Raw genomic sequence first — 21,587 nt, 5'->3', positions numbered from 1 at the left:
GCGCCATTGTGCGAAATGGCTGGTATTTCGCGGGCTCGCATTGACTTGCGCCAATGGCGGCACATCCCTGTGCCGCGCTATTAACCCGACAATCCTAATTGCCGGGTTAATAACACACACTATTTCTATGTTGATGAGCATGGCGCGAATGCGTAGACTCATTACCTGAGTATTTTACTCAATTATTGACATAGAGAAATTAAGCTTTTCCAAGACAGAGGAGAGGACTATGGAAACCCCAGTTGTGTTGGCCATCATTATCGGTATCGCGGCTCTGGTAAACGTCAGCGTCATGCTGAAGGCGTCTGCCGAAAGCAACGCCTGAGTAGTTCCAGACCCGGAAAACAACCGCCGGTCCCCCCAAGGTAAATGGGGGGGGCGAAAGACCCTTATTCCACAAGGGTCTTTCGCTCGTCTGCGGCACGGGGCAAGCACCGGTTGTCCGCGCCACGCCGAAGGGCTGCCATAGCCTGCTTTCGTTCTTCCGCCCCCGCCGCTTTGCCTGACATTCCGCCTCCCCGACAGCTTGTCACATTGTCACAGCACCTTGCCCCCCCGCTCCCCCCCGGGATCCCCGGTGCACCACCACCCTGTGTTGGGCTAACATGACAGGCAGCAGCGTCCATCCCCGCGAGACATGAGGTTCCCGGAATGAGGTGGCCGGCAAGGCTTTTGTTGTCATGCCTTATTTTGTTCACAGTGCTGGGGCTGGGTATCGCCGCTGTGGCGGGCAGCGGATACGGCCTGCGATGGTCCGTCGCCCTGCTCCAGGCATGGGTGCCCGGGCTGCACATCGAGCGCGCACAGGGGCGCTGGATCGGCCCGCTGCGGCTGCAAGGGATCCGCTACGAGGATGCCCACAGACGCATCGCCATTGCCGCGCTGGACCTGGACTGGCAGCCCGGTGACTTGGCCCGGGGCCGGCTGCGCCTGACGCATCTGGTGTTGTCGGGGGTGAACGCGCATATCCCCACGAGTGCGACGCCCGGCAACAGTGACACCCCCATCACCCTCCCGGATCTGCAAAGCCCCCTCGCACTGATCGTGGACCGGCTGGAAGTCGACCAGTTTCATTATTTCGCCGACGAGACGGGGGAGTCCGCCCTGGCCCTGGAGCACACCCACTTCAGCGGCAGCTTCGTCAACGACAGCCTGAACATCACCCGGCTCAGCCTCACCGCGCCCCAGGGAACGGCTGAACTGCGGGGCAGGCTGCGCACACGGGCGCACTATCCCCTTGAGCTGGGCCTGCACTGGCGGGCGGCGCCGGCACCCGCTCAAGCCTGGGAGGGCCGGGCCACGCTCAGCGGCGATGTGCAGACCCTGCGCGTTGAACTCCGGCTGATCCAACCGGCCACGGCGCGGATACAGGGAACGCTGTACCAGGCCCTGGGCAAGCGTCACTGGACCGCAGAGCTGAATCTGCCGGAGACTGACATCCGCCGCTTTTTTCCCCGGGCCCGGCCGCTGCGCATCGGCGCACAACTGCAAGGGCAAGGTGATCATCGCGCTGTCGCCGTGCGCGGCACGGCGAGCACGGTGACAGGCAAGCTGGATTTGAAGCATACGGTGAATCTCTCCTACGACCGCGGGCAAACGGTGGATATCAAAGCGTGGTCTGTGGCGCTGGGGGAGAGCACCTTGCGCTTCAAGGGGCGGATCACACAACTCCGCCGGGGTTCACCCCGAGTGGCACTGAGCGGGCAGTGGTCGCAGCTCCGTTGGCCGCTGGGGGGCACCGCCCGGCTCAGAAGCACGGCGGGTCGCTTTGCGGTAAACGGCGGCCTGGAGCGCTATCAGGTGACTGCCGAGGCCGGGCTGGAGGGGCCGGACTTCCCCGCGGGACATTGGCACATCCAGGGTCACGGCAACCAAAGCGGCTTCACCGCGGAAACGGTGCACGCCACAATTCTGGAGGGGGAATTATCCGGCCAGGCGCACTGGACCTGGGCCCCCTCTTTCACTTGGAACGCCACGCTGGACGGCCGCCGAATCAATCCCGGCGCCCAGTGGCCACAGTGGCCGGCGCACCTGGCATTCAGCGCCAGCAGCGAGGGCAGGCTGGGACCCGAGCGGTATATCGCGCTCACCGTGCCCAAGCTCAACGGCACGCTGAAGGGCTGGCCGGTGGCGGCAGAGGCCGACCTGCGGCTCAGCGGCGACACCCTCCGTATCACGGCGCTCCACCTGGCTTCCGGTCCCAATATACTGCGTGCCGAAGGCCGCCTGAGTGATGAATGGGACATGCGCCTGCGTGTCACCGCTCCCGACCTCAAGACGCTGCCCGGTACCGGCCGCGGTGAGCTCTTGGGCGCTGCCTACCTCAGTGGCCCCCGCGATACCCCCCTCATCAGCGCCACGGCCACCGTGCGCGAACTCCACTACGGTGAGCTCGCCGTGGCACGCGCGGAAGGGGTGGCGGTCGTGGATCTGCAAGATGCCATGCCCTCCATGGTGCAGGTGAACAGTGATGGCATCACTTTGGATACCACTTCCGTGGAGACCATGACACTGCGTATGGACGGCACACTGGCGCAACACAGCGCGGCGGCGATGGTGGACGCGCCGGAGGCGAGAGTCGCCGTGGAACTGGTGGGGGCCTACGCGGATCACGCCTGGTCCGGGAGCATCGCGCACCTGGCCCTTGACACCTCCCGCTTCGGCCGTTGGCGCTCAGACGCCGCCACGCCGCTGCGGGCAGCGCGCCGGCACATCCGTATTTCCCGCTTGTGTCTGAAGCACGACGACGGCGCCGAGATATGCGCCCGGGGCGAACACCGCCCAAGCGGCGCCTGGCAGGCTGAAGCCCACGCCCGCCACCTTGGCACTGCCCTGCTGCAGGATTGGCTGCCTGATACCTGGCGGGCCGGCGACGGTCAGACCACGGCGGACGCCTTCCTGCAGGGGGCTCCCGGTACGCCCATAAAGGGCGCGGCCTATATGGAAATCGCCCCCGGCGCGCTGCATTACACGCCTTTGAACATCGACTGGGCCTACAGCGGCGGCGGCGCCGCCCTCTTCCTGGATGCGGACAAGGTGCAACTGGTGGCCGGCCTGGGATTTGCCGGAGGTGGCGGCTTTTCCGGCACGCTGTCCGTATCCCGCACCGGAGCGGGTGAAACCGCAGCCCCTCAGTTACGCGGCGACATCTATGCCGAGCTTCTGAACCTGGATGGGCTGACCGTGTTGTTCCCGGAATTGGCCCGCATTGACGGCAAGCTCTCGCTGAAAAGCGAATTCTCCGGCAGCCCCAACGCACCGCAAGTCGCGCTGGAGGCAACACTAAGGCGGGGCCGGGTGGAAATCCCGGCGCTGGGCATCAGTCCCAACGATATCGGCGCCTCCCTGAAAGTGGATCGCAGCGGCGCCGCCCGCTTCAGTCTGAGTCTGAAGTCAGGCGGCGAACTGCACATCGCGGGAACGGCTGACCTTGGCCATGCCAGGCTGAACCGTGCCGAACTCAGCCTGACGGGAAACCGGGTCACCTTCAGCAATACGCCGGAATTCCAGCTCCTTGCCTCCCCCAAGCTCAAACTGAACGTCCGCGACAAAAACATCACCTTGGGCGGCGAGTTGTTCATACCGCAGGCCTACGCCCGGCCGCAGGATCTCAGCAGCGCCATACAAACGTCGGACGATGCCCTGCCGGCCCAAGAGGGGGAACGGCCGCCGCCATCCCCCTGGAAGGTCAATGCCGACATCCGGCTGCGGCTGGGTGAGTTTGTCCGCTTCAAAGGGTTCGGCTTGCGCGCCCGCGCCAGCGGCAATGTGGCCATCAATTTCATCACCGGCCAGATCACCACCGCCCGCGGCGAGTTGCGGGTGACAGAAGGTGAATACCGCGCCTACGGTCAGAATCTTAAGATAGAACGAGGACGCTTGTTGTTCTTTGGCGGCCCGCTGGACAATCCGGGCCTGGACATTCGCGCGGCCCGCCACATCCAGGACGTCACGGCCGGCGTGCTGGTGCGCGGCCAGCTGAAATCGCCGCGCCTGACGCTGTTCTCAGACCCGACGATGGCCGAAGCCGATATCCTGGCCTACATACTTATAGGCCGGCCAATGAACTCCGCCACCCCCAGCGAAGGGAAAAACATCTACGGCGCCGCGGTGTCCCTGGGCTTGGCGGGAGGCGGCCTGCTGGCCGCGCAAATCGGTCAGCATTTTGGTATCGACGACCTGCGCATAGAATCAGGCGGCGGCTTTGGCGAAGGTGCCCTGGTCATACGCCACTACCTGAGCCCCAAGCTGTATCTGAGCTACGGTGTGGGACTGTTCGAACGACTCAATGTGTTTTTGCTCCGCTATCAAATCAGCCGACTGTGGGCACTGGAAGCAGAAAGCGGCACCCGCAGCGGGGCCGATCTGCTCTATACCCTGGAGGCTGACTGATGCCGCGGCCTCACAGACAGCGGCTCAACTGCAGTCGGGCGCGCTCAAACGCGCTTTCGATCACTTCGATGGCGCCACCGGCGGCGCCGGGATCATCCTGCCGCAGCACATTCTCCAGGGCTTCACAGCTTGCCGCCATCTCCATGGCACCCAGGCTTTTGCTGCTGCCCTTCAAGGTATGGGCCTGGCGCTCTGCAGCCCGGATATCGCGGGCCTCAAGGGCACCACGCAGTTCCGCCAGGCGCTGCGGCACGTCATCCAGATAGGCCTGCACCAGCGCCGGCAGTTCATCCTCCAGCACCTCGCGCAGGCCGTTCATTATTTTTTCGTCCACCTGCACACGAACGTCTTCCGAAGCGGCGCTCTTCCCGGCCGAACCCTTCCGCCCCCAGCGTTCCAGGGCCAATATCAACTTGTCGTTGGTCACCGGTTTGGAAATGTAATCATCCATGCCTGCCGCCAGGCACTTGTCCCGCCCATCGTCAAGAACATCTGCCGTCATCGCTGCAATAGGGACGTGAACGCCGGGCTGTTCCCGCTCGCGCAATATCCTGGTGGCCTCAAAACCGTCCATGTTCGGCATGCGGCAATCCATGAAGATAAGGTCATATTGCCGCCGCTCGGCCGCCGCCAGTGCCTCGGCGCCGTCATGGGCCACATCCACCGAACAACCCAGTTTCTCCAGCAAGCCCGTGGCGACACGTTGATTGACGACATTGTCCTCTACCACAAGCACCCGCAGACCGTGATACAAACGCGATGTCTCCGCGGAACCACATAAGCCATCCTCGGCGCAAACGCCGTCGTTTGAGTTGATCAGCGCGGCCACTTCCTTTGCCACCATCCTTTGCCGCAGCGGCCTTCTGAGCACGGCGTCAACAAAAGGATACTGGCTCAGTACACTGCGTTCCGATGCACCCACGGGCACCAGCGCCAACACCGGGCATCGGTGCCTGGCCTTGACCTCACCAACACCGGCCGTGAGCCGCCCGACCCCATCCCCCCGCATGGCGAGATCCACAACAATGATATCCGCACAACAATCGGAATCGCGCCACGCCGCGAGCTGCGCCAGCCCCGCTTCGACCTCGTGGAATATCCGTGTTTTGATACCCCACGGCCCCAGCGCGTGGTTGCAGATCTGCCCCACAAGATCGGACTCACTGAACAGGGCGAGTTCCTGCCCGCCCGCCCCCTGCCGGGCGCTCTTCCCGGCTTCCGGCGTCGGCGTCACACCCAGTTTCAAAGTAAAGAAAAACGTCGATCCCACGCCTTCTTCGCTGTGAACGCCTATACTGCCGCCCATCATCTCAACAAGCTGTTTGCTTATGGCAAGACCCAGCCCGGTGCCCCCAAAGCGCCGGGTGGTGCTGCTGTCCGCCTGACTGAACGCGCTGAACAACTTGTCACACGCCGCTTCCGAAAGCCCAATACCCGTGTCTTGCACTTCAAACAAAAACTGCCATTCACCTTCTGCCTGCCCTGCAATGGACACCTTGAGCAATACCCGCCCCTGGTCAGTAAACTTGATTGCATTGCCCACGAGGTTGATCAATATCTGGCGCAGCCGCCCGGGATCGCCTCTGACCACTTCCGGCACATCGTGATCCACCAACAGGCCCAGTTCCAGCCCCTTGCGCTCACTCAATTCCGCAAACAAATCAAAAATGTCTTCCAGCGTTTTGAAAAAGTCGTACTCGATCTCCTCCAAATCCAGCTTGCCGGCCTCAATCTTGGAAAAATCCAGAATATCATTGATGATAGTCAACAGTGCATTGGCCGAACTTTTTACGGTTTCGGCATAATTTCTCTGTTCTGCATCCAGCGGGGTGTCCATCAACAACGCCGTCATCCCCAAAATCCCGTTCATCGGCGTCCTGATCTCATGGCTCATGGTCGCCAGAAACTGCGATTTGGCCTCGTTGGCCCTCTCAGCCTCCGCCATCGCCTGTTGGAGTTCATACTCCGTTTGTTTGCGGTCGGACACGTCCATCAGGGAACCGACCACTTCCACCGGCTGTCCTTCGCCGTCCCTGACCAGGCGCATCTCATTGTGTACCCAATGAAACACCCCCTCTTTGTCCTTCAGCCGGAATTCCCCCGAAGCCACACCCTCCCGCTCCAGGGATGTGACACAGGAAAAAAAGGCAGCCAGATCGTCCGGATGGAGATGCCCCTCCCAGAAGTCCGCATCCGCCACCACCTCGTCCGCTCCGATACCAAGCAGCGAGTTGATGTTCTCACTAACGAAAGTGATATTGTAACCGTCGTCGATGGCGGCACTGTAAATCGTCGCGGGGCTGGTGTCCAAAAGATGCTTGAGCCGGGCCCGGGTTTGCGTGAGTTCCTGTTCCGCCCGTTTTATTTTCGTGATATCCGTTTGAATCTCAACAACCTGATGAAGCGCACCGCTGCGCCCGGTGACGGGGACGGCCGTGGTTTCCAACCAGCAACAACTGCCATCCTTTTTTGTCACCTTCACTTCGCCCCGCCAACTGTCGCCGGCACGCACCGCCGACCACATTTGCGGGAAATACGGCATCCCTCCAAACTCCGTTACCACAACCGTGCGACGACGCCCCAGCAGCTCCGAAGCCGTATAACCCGACTGCGTGCAGAATTTCTCGTTGACATACACTATCCTGCCACTGCTGTCTATCACATCCACTATGGCGTGCTGATCCAGCGCATATTTTTGCGCATCCAGGTTTGCCTTGAGGTGCTTGGCTGAATCCCTTTGGCTGGCGAACTGGTTGTTGCTCAAGATACAGTCCCTGCGCCGCAGCGCCTTCTCGCATACTGATCTGAGCTGCGGTGTGCGAAAGGGCTTGGAGATAAAGTCCACCGCACCGGAGAGCATGAAGCTGGCGCACCGCTCCATCGTGCCATCGGCGGTCATAATCACCACCGGCTGAATAGGATCCTGGGCAAGGATACTTCCCAACACCTCTCCGCCGTCCATTTTGGGCAACATCACATCGAGCAACACCAGATCGTGACGCCGCTCCTTCCATGCCGCCAGGCCGGCAGCACCATCAGTAGCCACCTCCACGTCATAGTTGGCCTTCAAGACCCGCCTTGCCACCTCGCCTATGTCAAAATCATCTTCTATCACCAGCACCTTCGGCTTGGAGTCAAGCTGTTGATCGGCAAGCAGACAATCCTCCACAATATCGACGAAGCTTCCCTGATCAGCGAAGGGGAGAGAAAGGAAACGCGTAACTTCAAATTCTCTCGCAGTACTCTCGGCAATGGTATCGCTGTACGTCGCCGAGACCAGCACAAAGGGAACGTTCCGCTTTTGCCTGAACACCCCACTGCGGACAAGGCGTGCCAGACGCCAGCCGTCCATTCCCGGCATGTGAACGTCACTGATGATAATATCGAAGCGCTGCTCAGTCAGCGTCTCGATTGCAGAATAGGCATCTTCAACCAGGGTAAGCGCGGTATAGCCCGCACGCCGGAGAAGCCGGGCCAGATACTCACGGGTGTCTTCATTGTCATTGACAATGAGTATTTGGGCGTGCACCGAGCGCAGCCCCTGTTTGCCGCCAGCGCTTCGCTCGGGCATTTCGCCGGCACTGCTCACCATCATTCCCGCCTCACCTCTAGCCCAGATGATATCTTGCCTTGGCCACGTTCCCGTTGCCTTCATAGGTGATGTCACCACAAAAGCCACGCACCAGCGACAGGCCCCTGCCACAAAAGCGTGAGGAATCCGTCTCTCCGCTAAGCACAGCGTGGTAGTCAAACCCATCACCGCTGTCATGAACTTCAATATCCACCATTGCCGCATCATCCCTGGCCGTCAGCGAGACCACTATTTTTATCCACTCTTTTTCCAGGCGCTCAAGTGCCTTTCCCCGTTCAACGTAATATTGCGCAAAGCCCGCAGGATCTGACTTGAGTTCCGCCCCCAGACCAAGCAGGCCATGCTCCAGGGCATTCGAATACAACTCCATCATCACGGTGCAGATCTTCCCCCGCTCCTGCTCGGGAACCCCCACCTGCTGCAATATCTCCTCGCTGATGGCCGCCGGATCGGCCGCCCGGATGAGATTTGCATTCATGTTGATCGTCGTGCAGCGGTTTTTTCCCGGTGCCAACGCAGCCCTGCGGGCCGGCTCATCGCGGCCGATCCTGGCCGCCTGCCCGCAATGTATTCTGATCAGGGAAATATCGTCGTTCTGCTCAACATCGCCTCTGAAGCTCTGCACATCTTCTTTGATCAGCTCAAACAAGTCATCAGTTTCGGCATGCCGCAGCAGGCAGCTTTCGAGCCGGTCGGATCCATACATCTGGCCGGTTTCCCCTACCGCTTCGATCAGACCATCGGTATACATCAGCACTTCCCATTTGGGATCCACCGGCAGAATATCGAGATGCCAATGAAGCCCCGCCCCGTTGCTTACGCCTACGGGTATATTCTGTGACCCTATGGTCGCCACTCTCGCACCATCACTGTTGACAACAAAAATCTCCGGCAAGCCCGCGTTGCAAACAGTCAGCGTATTCCGTTGCGCATTGATCTCCAGCAGCGCCATGGAGCAAAACAAACCGGTCGGGAGCAGTTTGGTCAGTTTTTCATTCAGCTCCGAGACGATGTCCGATATTGGGAGATTTTTGGACGTCATCGCCTTGAACACATCCGCCGCCGGCAGGGCGCCGACCGCCGCCGGCAATCCATGACCGGTGAAATCGCATAACATCACATATATCCCACCGCCCTTTCGTTTCGCTGACATCAGCAAGTCGCCGTTGAACAGGGTCATCGGGGAAGACCAGACGGTGATACCACTGTCGGCAGCGGGGGTCTGCAGCGTTATATTTTCAAACACATGCTTGGCAATCTCCAGCTCCTTTACCGTTGCATCCTGATACAGCGCGAGTTCTTTGTTTTTCTGCACTACGGAGCAATAGAGTTCCCGTATCCGCAACATGGAGGCGATCTTGGACCGCAGTATCTGCCTGTTATAGGGCTTGGTCAGGAAATCATCGCCCCCGGCTTCTATGCATTTTCCCAGGGACTCTTCATCTGTCATTGCGGTGAGGAAAATTATCGGCACAAACCCTGTGCCCTGCATGGCCTTGATCTCCCTGGCCGCCTCGTAACCGTCCATAACCGGCATCATGACGTCGAGCAACACGAGGTCGGGATTGTGCTCAATGCAGGCCGCCACGGCTTCCCGGCCATCGTTTGACGAGACGACATCGTAGCCTTCTTTATGCAACAGCGCCGTCAACACCCGTCTGTTGATGAGGTCGTCATCGGCAACCAGTATCAGGGTCTTTTCCTTCCGCTTCACTTCTCACCGCCCTTTGTATGCTGCGCCAGGTACCGCCGGCCTAGCCAGCCATCCCCTCAATATCAAAGAGCTTCTGGAAATTGGAAATGGCCAGAATATCTTTTATCGCCGGAGTGCAATGACGGATGGTAATATCTGCGGAGTCGCCGCCAGCATACTCTCTCAACAGCAACAACATGCCCAGCGCAGAGCTGTCCATATATTCCGTTCCTTTCAGATCTACGATGTATCTGCTTGGCGTACCCGTCTTCGCGGCATTTTCATAGGCTTCTCTGAATTCCCGGTGCAAGGTGAAGTCGAACCGGTCAGAAATATGAATCACCAGTTCGCTGTTGTCTCCTGACATTTTACTTACAAGCGCCATTTCTCACATCTCCTAAACAGCCTGCTAAAACAAGTCAATCTCGCCCTCGTCCATTTTTTTCTGGTTGACCGCCTTGTGGCGCAGCGACTGCCTGGACAATGACAGGTGCTCCTTGGCGGCATGGGCCAGGGCGATCAACTGTTCCAGCCGGGCAAGAGCATCACGGTCAACCCCTGGGGGTGGCACAATGCTGCCCGATTCCACTACGGCATCCAGTGTTTTGTCTATATGCGCAATCAACTGAGTCACCATGTCCTCGAACTGCAAAGAGGTAATGGCCAAACCGATCTCCTGGTGAATCTTCTGGCTGATTACAGTCACATCAGAAAGCTTTTTTTGCGTGAAATCGTTGATTCTGGCCACTTCCTGAGACATTTGATCCACCTTCTTTTTCGAGCTCAGAACTGTATTGAGATCACGGGATGCCATCTCATTGATCACCCCCCTTGCCGACTCCATGGTCTGGATGGCATCTTTGATGACACCGTCAATCTGATCACTGAAGGCATTGGATTTTATTGACAACTTTCTGACCTCATCCGCCACCACCGCGAAACCGCGCCCGGCATCGCCCGCACGGGCCGCCTCAATGGCCGCGTTCAGAGCCAGCAGGTTGGTTTGCTCAGAAATACCCCTGACTTCCTCGAGTATGGATATCACAGCACCGACTTTGTCTTTGAGATCATCCATCTGGTGCAGCAGCCCCATGCTGCCGTGGCTGGTGTCGATGACGGTGCCGACAAATTCCATCAGGATGCGCTCTGTTTCACTGGCAAATCTGGTGAAATTCAGCGTCTCCTCAGCATTGACACTGGATCCCATCGTGTCCAGGACACTGGCCAGTATCCCCCCCTGCTCTGTCGTTTGGTGGTGCAACCCTTCAAAACTTGCGGTCAGTCCCTTGATGGCGTCATTGACTATCCGGTAGACCTGGTCCACCTCCTCTTTGACACCACCGAGCTGATCCACCATATCCTGCCTGAGCGCCCGGTCTTCATCTTCCAGTTTCGCCACCATGCCCGCCACACGGGAATTGTGATGCCGTTGCTCAGATACCGCTTTGCGGTACTGTTGGAGACGCTTGGTCTGAATGTGAAGGCCAAGTCCCAGCGCCACGATCACGGCATAAATGAGCCAGCTCTGATCCAGGCTCGCAACGAAGTACGATATCGCCACCGCTGCAGCCACTGCCAGCAGGGCACCCGGGATGTGCTTCTTTTTTCTTTCCAGCGTCATGGGATTGCAGCAGTCACGCGCTGTGCCTTATTTTTTTTGCCGCTTGGTTCCTCGATGCCGCCAGTGTGCACAACTTTCCCGCAATTTTCGTCAACGGTAGCACCGCCTGGGCGGCGTTTAGTTTTACCGCTTCGCCGGGCATTCCCCACACCACACTGGTGTTTTCGTCCTGGGCGACCGTTGAGGCGCCGGCGCTCAGCATTTCCTTCAGACCCCGTGCGCCATCGTCACCCATCCCTGTCAGGATGGCCCCGATGGCATTGGGACCCACGTTCTGTGCCACTGAACGGAACATGACATCTACAGACGGCTTGTGACGGTTGACGGGTGGCCCGTCGTTGAGTTCGCAGACATAGCGCGCGCCGTCCCTGGCCACAATCAGGTGGTGACTCCCCGGGGCGATGTAGACATGCCCGGGAACGATCTGCTGCCCGTGCTCCGCCTCGCACACCACCATCTGACAGCTGGCGTTCATGCGATTCGCGAAAGGGCCGCTGAAAGCCTCGGGAATATGCTGGGTAACCACGATGGCCGGACTGTCCGCCGGCATTCCCATAAGCACTTCCTTGATGGCCTCGGTGCCGCCCGTTGACGCCCCTATGGCAATAATGGTGTCAGTGGTCCTGAACTTCGACAAACCCGGTTTTTTCTCCAAGATGGCGTCGGCGCTGAGCTTTTCTCCCACATCGCTGCCGGCGGCGCGCGCATCACGCGCTTTGACGTTCACAGTGGCGGCGGTATGTATCTTTTCCAGTATTTCAAGCCGGTATTGCTCCAGCGATCGGGCAACATCCACCTTGGGCTTGGCAACAAAGTCAATCGCGCCCAACTCCAGCGCCTGGAGGGTGATATCCGCGCCCTTTTCGGTCAACGATGAAATCATGACCACCGGCATGGGCCTGAGCCTCATGAGGTTGGACAAAAACGTCAAGCCGTCCATTTTTGGCATCTCTACATCCAGCGTCAGCACGTCCGGATTGAGCTTTTTTATTTTTTCCCTGGCCATAAGGGGGTCCTGGGCGACGCCGACCACCTCACATCCCGGGTCCGAGTTGATCATCTCGGTCAACAGATTCCTGATCAAGGCGGAATCGTCGATGACCAACACTTTTATCTTCGCGCTACCACTCATTGCCTGACACCATACTGATAAATGACCAAGAATGCCCCATGCAAACTAAAAGAGCTCGATATCACCTTCGACCTTGTCTTTTGCCAAGTGGCCCATGTATTCGGTCTCTCTCTCGACCACCGTATTGTTGTGCAGCGACTGCAACCGCTTCACCCGCGCCCGCCCCGACGCCGGCTCGTACAGCACCTTGCGCGGGCAGGTATCCCCGAGATCTTCAGACACCACCTCCAGCGCTTCCTGGTGAAGGTATTCCCGGACAAATTCAATGTTGCGTTTCCCCACGTCGGTCATTTGGGCAAGGATTTTCCCCCCGCCGAAAACTTTGACTTCCAGATTGGCACGGCGGCCCCCGTTCTTCAGGATGTCGTTGATCAGATGCTCCATGGCATAGTTTCCATAGCGCGTGGCGGCGCCGAGCCCGTTGTCCTCCGCTGTCGCCGGCAACATGAAGTGATTCATTCCCCCGATGCCCAGCTTGCGGTCGCGGATACAGGCAGACACGCACGAGCCCAATACCGTCACAATGGCCTCCCCATACATCGTCACGTAGTACTCACCCGGCAGTATTTTTGCCGTAAACACATTGGTGTGTTTGTCCCAGTACCGGTTGATATGCTCAAAGCCGGGCAATACCGGCGGCGGACTGTCCTGTGCCGACGGGTGGCCCCGTGACGTTTTCCTTGCCGATCTCATTAACTTTTCTTTCTGTAAATTGTTTGTCCGAGGGAATCAAACCGGTTCGACACCTTGTACAACGTTTCGGAGTGACCGATGAAGAGATGCCCCTGCTCCACCAGCAAATTGGCATAGCGGTCGAACAACACCCGTTGGGTTTCCTTGGTGAAATAAATCACGACGTTTCTGCAAAAAATGAAGTCGAACGGTCCGCGCATCGGCCACTCTTCCATCAGGTTGAGCTGCTTGAAGGTAATCATCTGCCTGGCCGCATCGCGGAGCTTCACCGCATCCGCGTTTGCACCCGTTCCCTTTATGAACCAACGCCTGACCACAGAGGCGGGGATTGATTTGATCTGGTCCGCGGCGTATACACCGCGCCTGGCCTTGTCCAGCACGTTGGTGTCCAGGTCGGTGGCGAGTATTTTCACATCCCAGCCACGCTCATTTTTAAAAAACTCCCCCAGGGTGATGGCCAGGCTGTAAGGTTCTTCACCGGTGGAGCAGCCGGCAGACCAGACACGCAGGCGGCGTTCGCGGCTTTTTTCCTTTTTCAGGTGCGGCAGTAAAGTGTTTGAAAGATATTGGAAATGATGATTCTCACGAAAGAATGAGGTCAGGTTGGTGGTAATGGCATTGACAAAGTTACCCACTTCATCGCTATCCCCCTGCCTGAGAAGATCGCAGTAATCGTCAAAGTTCTCCAGCCCCAGCGCGCGCACCCGCTTGGCCAGACGGCTGTACACCATGTTCCGCTTGGCATCACTGAGTGCAATCCCGGTAAACTGCGCCGCCAGCTCCTTCAAGACGTTGAAATTCCGGTCGGTAAACTGAAATTCCCTGTCACCGTTCATGTTTCTCCCCAAAGGTATAGGACCTGACTTCACACCAGCAGTGAGGCCGACCCGGGCGCCGGCTTCTGCGCTCAGGGACACATCGCTCAGAACTCCGCCCACTCGCCATCGGCGTCAGACGACGCAGACGGTTGCCTTCTGGCAGGCGCAGATGAGCCGCCCCGGTTGGCGGCTGGCCGGAGGGCTGCGCTCGCAGCCCGGCGGGGCGCGGCCGGCGGTTCCAACGGTGATTCATCGTTGCCGATCTTGAAAAAGCTCACCAGGCGCACCAGCTCCTTGGCCTGCTCATCCATGGATTCGCTGGCAGATGCCGCCTCCTCCACCAGGGCGGCGTTTTGCTGAGTCACCTCGTCCATCTGCATGACGGCTTTGTTCACCTGCTCGATGCCAGACGACTGTTCCTGGCTGGCGGCGGCAATCTCAGCGATGATGTCACTCACTTTCTTTACCGCATTGACGATTTCTTCCAAGGTGCTTCCGGACTCATCCACCAGCTTGGTACCGTCTTCAACCTTCTCGACACTGTCTTTGATCAGCGTCTTGATTTCCTTGGCCGCCGCAGCGCTGCGCTGCGCCAGATTCCTGACCTCTGTCGCCACAACCGCAAAACCGCGACCCTGCTCGCCGGCGCGGGCCGCCTCCACCGCCGCGTTCAGCGCCAGCAGATTGGTCTGAAAGGCGATTTCATCAATGACGCCGATAATGTCGGCGATTTTCTTGCTGCTGTCGTTGATTTCCGCCATGGCCGAGACCGCATTGCTGACCACCTCACCGCCTTTTTCGGCCTGATCCCGGGCACCCGCCGCCAGTTGATTGGCCTGGCGGGCGTTGTCCGCATTCTGCTTGACCGTGCTGGTCAGTTCCTCCATGCTGGATGCTGTTTCCTCCAGCGAAGACGCCTGCTCCTCAGTACGCTGGCTCAGATCCTGGTTTCCCTGGGATATTTCCGACGCCCCCGTGGTAATGGTTGACGCGGCCTCGCGGATGCGAACCACCATATCCTTCAGATTGGACACCGTGGCATTCAGCGCATCCTGCAGCGACTTGAAGTCACCCTGAAAATCCCCCGTCATGGTCTGGCTGAGGTCACCGTCAGACATGGACTTGATGACGCGGGTACTTTCCCGCAGCGGCTCGACCACCGCATTGAGCAAGGTGTTGATCCCTTCACTCAAGGACGCCATGAAGCCCTCATAGCGGGATGAATCCAGCCGCGATTCGAGATCACCCTGGCTCGCCGCCTCGATCAGCCGCGCTATCTGCTTCTCCGCATCTTTCTGCTCGGTAATGTCCTTCCACTCCACCATGTTGCCCAGCCAGCCACCCTCAGAATCGACCACGGCGGTGGCATTCACCTCAAACTGAACGTCGCCCAGGTCGATCTCCGCTTTGGCGGGCAGATTGTCCGGATTGGACAACAGCGCTCTTTGGTGGGACGGATTCTTGTGAAACACATCAATACAGGTCCCGACCAGATTGTCCACATCCAAACCGGGAAACACTTTGCGCAATTCACTCTGCCGTTGCCTCAGCATAGCCAGGACGGCTGGATTGGCGTAGGTGATCTCAAAGTCAGTATTGGCCAGCATGATATTGGTGGTGGCACCGTCTACAGCAGACTGCAGCCGCGCTATTTCCTCGTCCTTGGCTCGTTTTTCGGTAACGTCCTCCCACTCCATCGAGTTGCCCACGTAGCGGCCCGCCGCATCGGTAATGGCCGTAACGTTGATGTGGAAGGTAAGGGGGCCGACATGAATGTCCGTCTCATACGGCAGATTGGCAGGATCGGACAAGAGCTTTCTTTGGTGCGCAGGATTGCTGTGAAAATCGTCAATACACGACCCCACCAGCCTGTCAGCGCTGAAACCGGGGTACAGCGAACGCAGCTCCGCCTCATATTTCTTCAGCATCCGCACCGTCGCCTTGTTGGCATACGTCACCTTCAAATCACGATCTATCATCATGATGGCGGTTATGGCGTTGTCCACGGCGGCCTGGGTGCGCATGGAGGCATCGGCGTGGGCACGTTCCCTGCTGACGTCCATCCACTCCAGGCTGTTGCCGATATACTCGCCGCTGCTGTCGTACATCGCCGTTACATTGATACGGAAAGTCAGCGGCCCTACCTCAATATCGGTGGAATAGGGCAGATTCTCCGGCCGCGACAGGAGCTGGCGCTGATGGGAGGGGTTGGCGTGAAACACGTCAATACAAGTCCCAACCAGTTTGGACAGATCCAGCCTGGGGTAAATCTTCGCCAGCGTCTCTTCGTTTTCCTGCAACAGCCTGACCGTCGCTTTGTTGACATATGTGATGACCAGGTCCCGGTCTATCATCATCATGGGAGTAAAAGCATTTTCCAAAACACCCCGGACCTTCGCCAATTCATCTTCCGCATGACCGGCAGTGATGCCGCTCCGCTCTTTCGTGTTCACTGCCATTGTTCCATTGTCCTCGTGATGGTCTTCCTGCATGATTGAGGCGACGGTGTTCAAGGCATCGCCCCACGCAATCTGACATTCTTCGCTCCACATTTCCCCTGCCGCTTCTTTCATGGCAGCCAGGAGAAGCCTGTTGACGGCATCATAATCATCCCGCGTAACGCCCAGCCTTCCATGCAGCCGGCCCAGCGCTTTGAGCTGGGGGATCATCGCATCCGGATTATGAAGCTGTCCCACTACTGTTTTCAGCACGCCCAGCAATTTTTTCTGTTGCTGAACCATGTCGGTGTTGGCAAACAGCCGGCGGGCCGCGGGAATCTCCTCAAACACCTTGTTGTAGAAGTTCTTGACGAAACTCCGGCGCCTGACCAGCACCTTCAACGTACTTTGCAGCAGTTCCACATCCAGGCCCAGGGGGCTCTTCTTGGCGGCTTCCTGGTTCATATCGTTACCGCATATAAATCGCCGGACATGACCCGGCAGCCTGTCCTTTGCGACATGTCGCCGTCACTGCGCCATAAACGCAAAATGGGCCAGGAACTCGGTCAGCGACGATGACTTTGCCGTCGGTCCTTTTTTTCCGGCAGGACGGGCGCCACCGCAGCGTGGACTGAGTGCCCGGATTTCCCGCTCGTTCTTCCCGGCCGGCCTGCTGACACCCGCTTCCCGCACGGCACACCTCCTAAATCGGTCTCTCACTCGAAAGAACCCGTATCGCTGCCGTTCAGCAGCCGGTCAATGTCCAGCACGATGACCATTTTTTCATCCACGGTAGCCAGACCCTTGACGAACTCCGCGCTCACCATACCGCCCAGATCCGGGGCGGTTTTGAGTTGGTCACCCGTCACGTTGTAGACCTCCGACACCGCGTCGACCACCACGCCCATGGTTCTGTCACCGTTTTGAGAGACCACTTTGAGAACGATGACGACGGTAGTGGGCCCATATGGAATTTCCGTCATGGAGAACCGCTGCCGCAAATCAATAATGGGAACAATGGTCCCCCGCAGATTGATCACACCTCTGACATAACTTGGTGTATTGGGTATGGGCGTTTCCTTCTCCCAGCCTTTTATTTCCTGAACTCTGAGTATGTCCACCCCATACTCTTCGCCGTCCAGTATGAAGGTGAGATACTGCTCGGAGTCCACGCTGGTACCCACTTCAGTATCCAATTCTTGAGCATGTGCTAAATTCATCGTCGAAGCTCCTTACGCTACGGCATTGAGGCCTGAGTCCACCAGCGGTGCCCGGGGCCGGCGTGGGAACGACTGCGACGCCCTGATCAACCCTGCGACATCCAGTATCAATGAGACTTTGCCGTCGCCCAATATGGTCGCACCTGAAATACCTTCTATTCTCTTGAAGTTGGTTTCCAGGCTCTTGATGACAACCTGCTGCTGGCCCAGCATCTCATCGACAAAGAGCCCCACTTTCTGCCCTTCGCCCTCCACAACCACCAACAGGCCGCCGACCAGGTTTTCGCTGTCCGGTGTCTGTCCAAACACGTCGTACAATCTCACTATGGGAATGTAGTCATCGCGCAGCTTGTAGATTTCAGAGCTTCCGGCGATGGTATTGACGCTTTTCTCGTTGATTTGCAGCGACTCAACAATGGACACCAGGGGGATAATAAAGGTATCGGATCCCACCCGCACCAGCTGGCCATCCAGTATGGCCAGCGTCAATGGCAGGCGTATGCGGAAGGTGCTGCCTTGTCCCTCCACCGAATCCAGTTCTATGGAGCCCCCCAGGTCCTGCATATTTCTCTTGACGACATCCATGCCCACACCGCGGCCGGAGACATCGCTCACCTGCGCCGCAGTGGAAAACCCGGGCTCGAACAACAGATCGTAGATGTGCTCGTCGGACAAGGTCTCACCTTCATTGACCAGGCCGCGCTCGATCGCCTTGCGCAACACCCGCTCCTTGTTGATTCCGGCGCCGTCGTCGGTGATCTCGATAACAATGTTTCCGCCTTTGTGGAAGGCGTTTAAATGCACCGTGCCCGTCTCCGGTTTGCCGGCCTTGCGGCGTTCTTCCGGGGTTTCTATGCCATGGTCCAGTGAGTTCCTGACAAGATGAACCAGAGGATCGCCTATTTTCTCCATTACGGTCTTGTCAAGCTCGGTCTGTTCACCCGACATTTTCAGAACCACCGATTTGTTGAGCTTTGAACTCAGATCGTGAACCATGCGGGGAAACCTGTTGAAAGCGAAGCTGATGGGAAGCATGCGGATACGCATCACGCTTTCCTGCAATTCCCTGGTATTGCGTTCCAGGTTGGCCAGACCGTCTTTCAGCTTTTCAAAATCGTTTGGGGTGATTTCACTGAAATCCGCACTGATCTGGCCCAACATGGACTGGGTGATAACCAGCTCTCCGACCATATTGATCAAGTCATCGATCTTGTCTATGGACACCCTGATCGAACTGCCCTCGCCCTTGGACACTTTCGACGGCTTGTCGCTGCCGGCCTTTCCTGACCTTGCCGGCGCGTTCTTCTGGAGCGGCGGCGGGGAGGCTGAACGGTGTTCTCCTTTGACGGCCTCGCTGTTGCTTTCTCCGCCGGTCTGCGCCGCCGGGACCCGGGCCTCACCCGACTCCTCAATGCTGAGTTCGCAGTCGTCTTCCACCCATTCAAAAGCCGCTTTCAGCTCGTCCCGGGACGAGGCGCTGGCCATCTGCAGTTCCCAGGACAAGTAGCAATCTTCCGGGTCGACGTCGGCCAATATGGGCAGATCGTCACAATTCACCGTGGCCTGCAAGGTGCCGTGGGAAGCCAGCTCCTGAAATATCAGCTCGGGATCATTCCCGGTTTTAAACAAGTGATGCAGGGGTTTGAAGCTTATTTTCCAAATTCTGGCTTTGGGTTCACCCTCCGCCGCGGCCGGTTCCGTGGGCCGGGACGGTTCTGAAGGGGGTTCTTTGTCCCCACCATTCAGCTCTGCCTCCAGCTCAGCCTGCAGGCCTTGTTTTTTTTCCTGATCCACCGCCTCACCGTCTTGCAGCGAGGTCAGCATATCCTTGAGGCAGTCCACACACCGCAAAAAGAGATCCACCAGTTCCTGGGTGACGCAGCGCTTGCCGTCCCGCACCTCATCCAGCAGCGTTTCCAGCACGTGGGTGAATTCCGCGACATCCGTCAAACCGAAGGTGGCGCTGCCACCTTTGATGGAGTGGGCGGCCCGGAATATGCTGTTCACCATGTCATCATCAGCGGCGCCCACGTCCAGATTGAGGAGATTGGATTCCATGATCTCCAATCCCTCGAAGCTCTCTTCATAAAAGGTATGAAGAAACTGGTCCATGTCTATGGCCATGAGACTACCTCATCACTTTCTTTATGGTCGCAATGAGCTGATCCGGGTTGAAGGGTTTCACTATCCATCCCGTCGCGCCGGCCGCCTTGCCTTCCTGCTTTTTGTTCGCACCGGATTCGGTGGTCAACATCAATATCGGAGTAAACTTGTAATTCGGTAAAGACCTGAGTTCTTTGATCAGGCTGATGCCATCCATGTTGGGCATGTTCACATCCGTCAACACCAGATTCACGTTGCTGCTGCTCTTTGCCTTGTTCAGGGCGTCTTGCCCGTCCACCGCCTGCACTACATCGTAGCCGGCATTTTGCAGCGTGAATGACACCATCTGCCTCATCGAAGCAGAATCATCGACCGCTAAGATTGTCGCCATTGCTCTTCCCCTGATAGGTACTGTTTGATCAGCGTACGAAGCCGGGCTCAAAACCCGAGTTGCGCCGACATTCCAAGAATGTCACTCGTAGCCCTCACCGTTTCATTGACCCCCTGCCAGTCAATATCAACGCCTTTTCCCTTGGCGTCTTGCTTGAAAGAAAGAAGTAGTTGCATGACCGGGGTATCCATTCTCGTGACTTTTGTAACATCCATGGATACGGGTTTTTCAGTTGCCAGCGCCTGGACCAGCGTTTCTTTTATCTCCGCCGCATTGTTGATGGTCCATTCGCCCTCCCCGCTTACCAGGGCGCTGTCCTTTCCGTTGTCTATCGCTATCACTGCCGCCGCTTCGCTCATTGTTGGTTCCTTGCTCCTGCCAAGCCATCGGATCAACTGGGTTTTCGGCAGCCGATGCAACAACTTTAGGTGAAATCAGAACAGCAGCGAGGCTAGCGGGGGAAACCCCGGCTGGCAGTTAAGTGATTGAAATAACCGCAGAAATACCGTGAAGACAGAATGAGGGCATTGCGCTGGGCATGCCGGCGTTGCGCGGCATGCCACGCAGCGCCCGTTTCAGCGAAACGGGTGGATTCAATTGGGGGAAGGATGGAAAACGATCATACGGAGAAGCACAAAGCGGAACCTGCCAGCAGCAAAAACGCCGCAGGCTATGGCTGCCGGGCGCGGGCGACGCCGCGGCCGCATCCGGCCCCCGGGGATCTCCGGCGCGATCGCTACGCGTAACTGACGAAAGAGGGGGCCGGATTCACGCCGGCGAGAACCGCCGTGGCGCCACGCGGCCGCAACGACACGCCCGGAATCCCGCTCCCGGCCGATGGCGCTGCCCGATGCTCTCAGCCACCGTACATGGGCGTCTGCCAGAACGAAAAATTCACTTCTTTGGCGGGCGCCTCGCTCAGGCGCACCGTTTCCAGCAGTTCGTTGTTCGCGTCCAGTATGGTCAGTGTGCCATCGCTGGGGTTGGGCACGAACACCCGCCCCGCCAAAGGTGAGAACGCCAGGGAGCGCCGCCCGCAGTCTGCCGCCCCGACGGCAAGGCGCTGAGTCAGGCAGAGTTCGGGAAGCTGCCCCGCATCAAAGACCAGCACGTCGGTCAGATTGATGTTGTCCCGCTGCGTTCCCTTGCCGGTGGCGGCCGTTGTCACGTACAAGCGGCTGCCATCGGCATTGAAACGGTAGACGCTGGGGTAGACGTCCTGGAAGTCCATGGTACTCACCATCACCCCGGTTTCCGCGTCCATGACGGAGATCCGGCCGATCACATGATCGGCATCACGCGTTCTGTCCACACCTTTACCGATCAGGTAACGTCCGCAGGGACTCAGCAACAGATTGCTGCTCACCGCCATGGGCGCGACGCGTTCCACCGTGGCGCTGAGGGGATCAATGGTGACAACATTTCTGTAACCGTTGTTGAGATTGTAGATCTTGCCAAGAACTGTTGAAAAAACCATGCCGTGAGGGAAGGCGT

The 21,587-nt window shown here is 58.3% G+C and carries 14 protein-coding genes; 1 reads left to right on the top strand and 13 read right to left on the bottom strand.

The features are described from left to right. Positions 1 to 651: 651 nt before the first annotated feature. The gene (locus ENJ19_11365) at positions 652 to 4,392 is read left to right on the top strand and encodes a hypothetical protein (GenBank protein HHM06319.1); all 3,741 of its coding nucleotides are present in this window, start codon (positions 652 to 654) and stop codon (positions 4,390 to 4,392) included. A 10-nt stretch (positions 4,393 to 4,402) separates the two neighbouring features. Here the strand turns inward: ENJ19_11365 and ENJ19_11360 are convergent, their stop codons facing one another. The 13 genes from ENJ19_11360 to ENJ19_11300 form a co-directional block, all read right to left on the bottom strand. After that, complete coding sequence (locus ENJ19_11360) at positions 4,403 to 8,047, bottom strand: response regulator (GenBank protein HHM06318.1); 3,645 nt, start codon at positions 8,045 to 8,047, stop codon at positions 4,403 to 4,405. Then, positions 8,001 to 9,698, bottom strand: a complete 1,698-nt coding sequence (locus ENJ19_11355) for a response regulator (GenBank protein HHM06317.1) — start codon at positions 9,696 to 9,698, stop codon at positions 8,001 to 8,003. The genes ENJ19_11360 and ENJ19_11355 overlap by 47 nt, the downstream gene beginning before the upstream one ends. A 40-nt stretch (positions 9,699 to 9,738) precedes the next feature. Further along, complete coding sequence (locus tag ENJ19_11350; GenBank protein HHM06316.1) at positions 9,739 to 10,062, bottom strand: anti-sigma factor antagonist; 324 nt, start codon at positions 10,060 to 10,062, stop codon at positions 9,739 to 9,741. A 24-nt stretch (positions 10,063 to 10,086) separates the two neighbouring features. Beyond that, positions 10,087 to 11,298 carry a hypothetical protein gene (locus ENJ19_11345; GenBank protein HHM06315.1) on the bottom strand — a complete coding sequence of 404 codons (1,212 nt, stop codon included), beginning with the start codon at positions 11,296 to 11,298 and terminating at the stop codon, positions 10,087 to 10,089. 13 nt (positions 11,299 to 11,311) lie between these two features. Then, positions 11,312 to 12,430, bottom strand: coding sequence for a chemotaxis response regulator protein-glutamate methylesterase (locus tag ENJ19_11340; protein HHM06314.1), 1,119 nt, complete (start codon positions 12,428 to 12,430; stop codon positions 11,312 to 11,314). A 45-nt stretch (positions 12,431 to 12,475) separates the two neighbouring features. Further along, positions 12,476 to 13,123, bottom strand: coding sequence for a chemoreceptor glutamine deamidase CheD (cheD, locus tag ENJ19_11335; protein HHM06313.1), 648 nt, complete (start codon positions 13,121 to 13,123; stop codon positions 12,476 to 12,478). Next, entirely contained in the window at positions 13,123 to 13,959 is an 837-nt protein-coding gene (locus tag ENJ19_11330; GenBank protein ID HHM06312.1) for a protein-glutamate O-methyltransferase CheR, read from the bottom strand. Before ENJ19_11330 ends, cheD begins: the two co-directional genes overlap by 1 nt. Positions 13,960 to 14,045: 86 nt before the next feature. Next, a complete protein-coding gene (locus ENJ19_11325; GenBank protein ID HHM06311.1) occupies positions 14,046 to 16,844 on the bottom strand; it encodes a PAS domain-containing protein in 2,799 nt (932 codons plus the stop codon). A gap of 251 nt (positions 16,845 to 17,095) precedes the next feature. Further along, positions 17,096 to 17,599 carry a purine-binding chemotaxis protein CheW gene (locus ENJ19_11320; protein ID HHM06310.1) on the bottom strand — a complete coding sequence of 168 codons (504 nt, stop codon included), beginning with the start codon at positions 17,597 to 17,599 and terminating at the stop codon, positions 17,096 to 17,098. Between the two features lie 12 nt (positions 17,600 to 17,611). Continuing rightward, positions 17,612 to 19,723, bottom strand: coding sequence for a chemotaxis protein CheA (locus ENJ19_11315; GenBank protein HHM06309.1), 2,112 nt, complete (start codon positions 19,721 to 19,723; stop codon positions 17,612 to 17,614). A gap of 4 nt (positions 19,724 to 19,727) precedes the next feature. Continuing rightward, a complete protein-coding gene (locus ENJ19_11310) occupies positions 19,728 to 20,093 on the bottom strand; it encodes a response regulator (protein HHM06308.1) in 366 nt (121 codons plus the stop codon). 47 nt (positions 20,094 to 20,140) lie between these two features. Continuing rightward, on the bottom strand, positions 20,141 to 20,452 hold the full coding sequence (locus ENJ19_11305) for an STAS domain-containing protein (protein ID HHM06307.1): 312 nt from the start codon (positions 20,450 to 20,452) through the stop codon (positions 20,141 to 20,143). 497 nt (positions 20,453 to 20,949) lie between these two features. Beyond that, on the bottom strand, positions 20,950 to 21,570 hold the full coding sequence (locus ENJ19_11300) for a hypothetical protein (protein HHM06306.1): 621 nt from the start codon (positions 21,568 to 21,570) through the stop codon (positions 20,950 to 20,952). Positions 21,571 to 21,587 lie beyond the last annotated feature (17 nt).

It is taken from the genome of Gammaproteobacteria bacterium, assembly GCA_011375345.1.
Lineage (GTDB): Bacteria > Pseudomonadota > Gammaproteobacteria > DRLM01 > DRLM01 > DRLM01.
The sequence above is the reverse complement of the archived record's forward strand: the minus strand, read 5'-3'. Positions and strand labels throughout refer to the sequence as shown.

Coding starts and splice junctions, on each gene's coding strand:
- ENJ19_11365 (HHM06319.1), top strand. CDS start 652: ATGAGGTGGCCGGCAAGGCTTTTGTTGTCATGCCTTATTTTGTTCACA.
- ENJ19_11360 (HHM06318.1), bottom strand. CDS start 8,047: ATGAAGGCAACGGGAACGTGGCCAAGGCAAGATATCATCTGGGCTAGA.
- ENJ19_11350 (HHM06316.1), bottom strand. CDS start 10,062: ATGGCGCTTGTAAGTAAAATGTCAGGAGACAACAGCGAACTGGTGATT.
- ENJ19_11345 (HHM06315.1), bottom strand. CDS start 11,298: ATGACGCTGGAAAGAAAAAAGAAGCACATCCCGGGTGCCCTGCTGGCA.
- ENJ19_11340 (HHM06314.1), bottom strand. CDS start 12,430: ATGAGTGGTAGCGCGAAGATAAAAGTGTTGGTCATCGACGATTCCGCC.
- cheD (HHM06313.1), bottom strand. CDS start 13,123: ATGAGATCGGCAAGGAAAACGTCACGGGGCCACCCGTCGGCACAGGAC.
- ENJ19_11330 (HHM06312.1), bottom strand. CDS start 13,959: ATGAACGGTGACAGGGAATTTCAGTTTACCGACCGGAATTTCAACGTC.
- ENJ19_11325 (HHM06311.1), bottom strand. CDS start 16,844: ATGAACCAGGAAGCCGCCAAGAAGAGCCCCCTGGGCCTGGATGTGGAA.
- ENJ19_11320 (HHM06310.1), bottom strand. CDS start 17,599: ATGAATTTAGCACATGCTCAAGAATTGGATACTGAAGTGGGTACCAGC.
- ENJ19_11315 (HHM06309.1), bottom strand. CDS start 19,723: ATGGCCATAGACATGGACCAGTTTCTTCATACCTTTTATGAAGAGAGC.
- ENJ19_11310 (HHM06308.1), bottom strand. CDS start 20,093: ATGGCGACAATCTTAGCGGTCGATGATTCTGCTTCGATGAGGCAGATG.
- ENJ19_11305 (HHM06307.1), bottom strand. CDS start 20,452: ATGAGCGAAGCGGCGGCAGTGATAGCGATAGACAACGGAAAGGACAGC.
- ENJ19_11300 (HHM06306.1), bottom strand. CDS start 21,570: ATGGTTTTTTCAACAGTTCTTGGCAAGATCTACAATCTCAACAACGGT.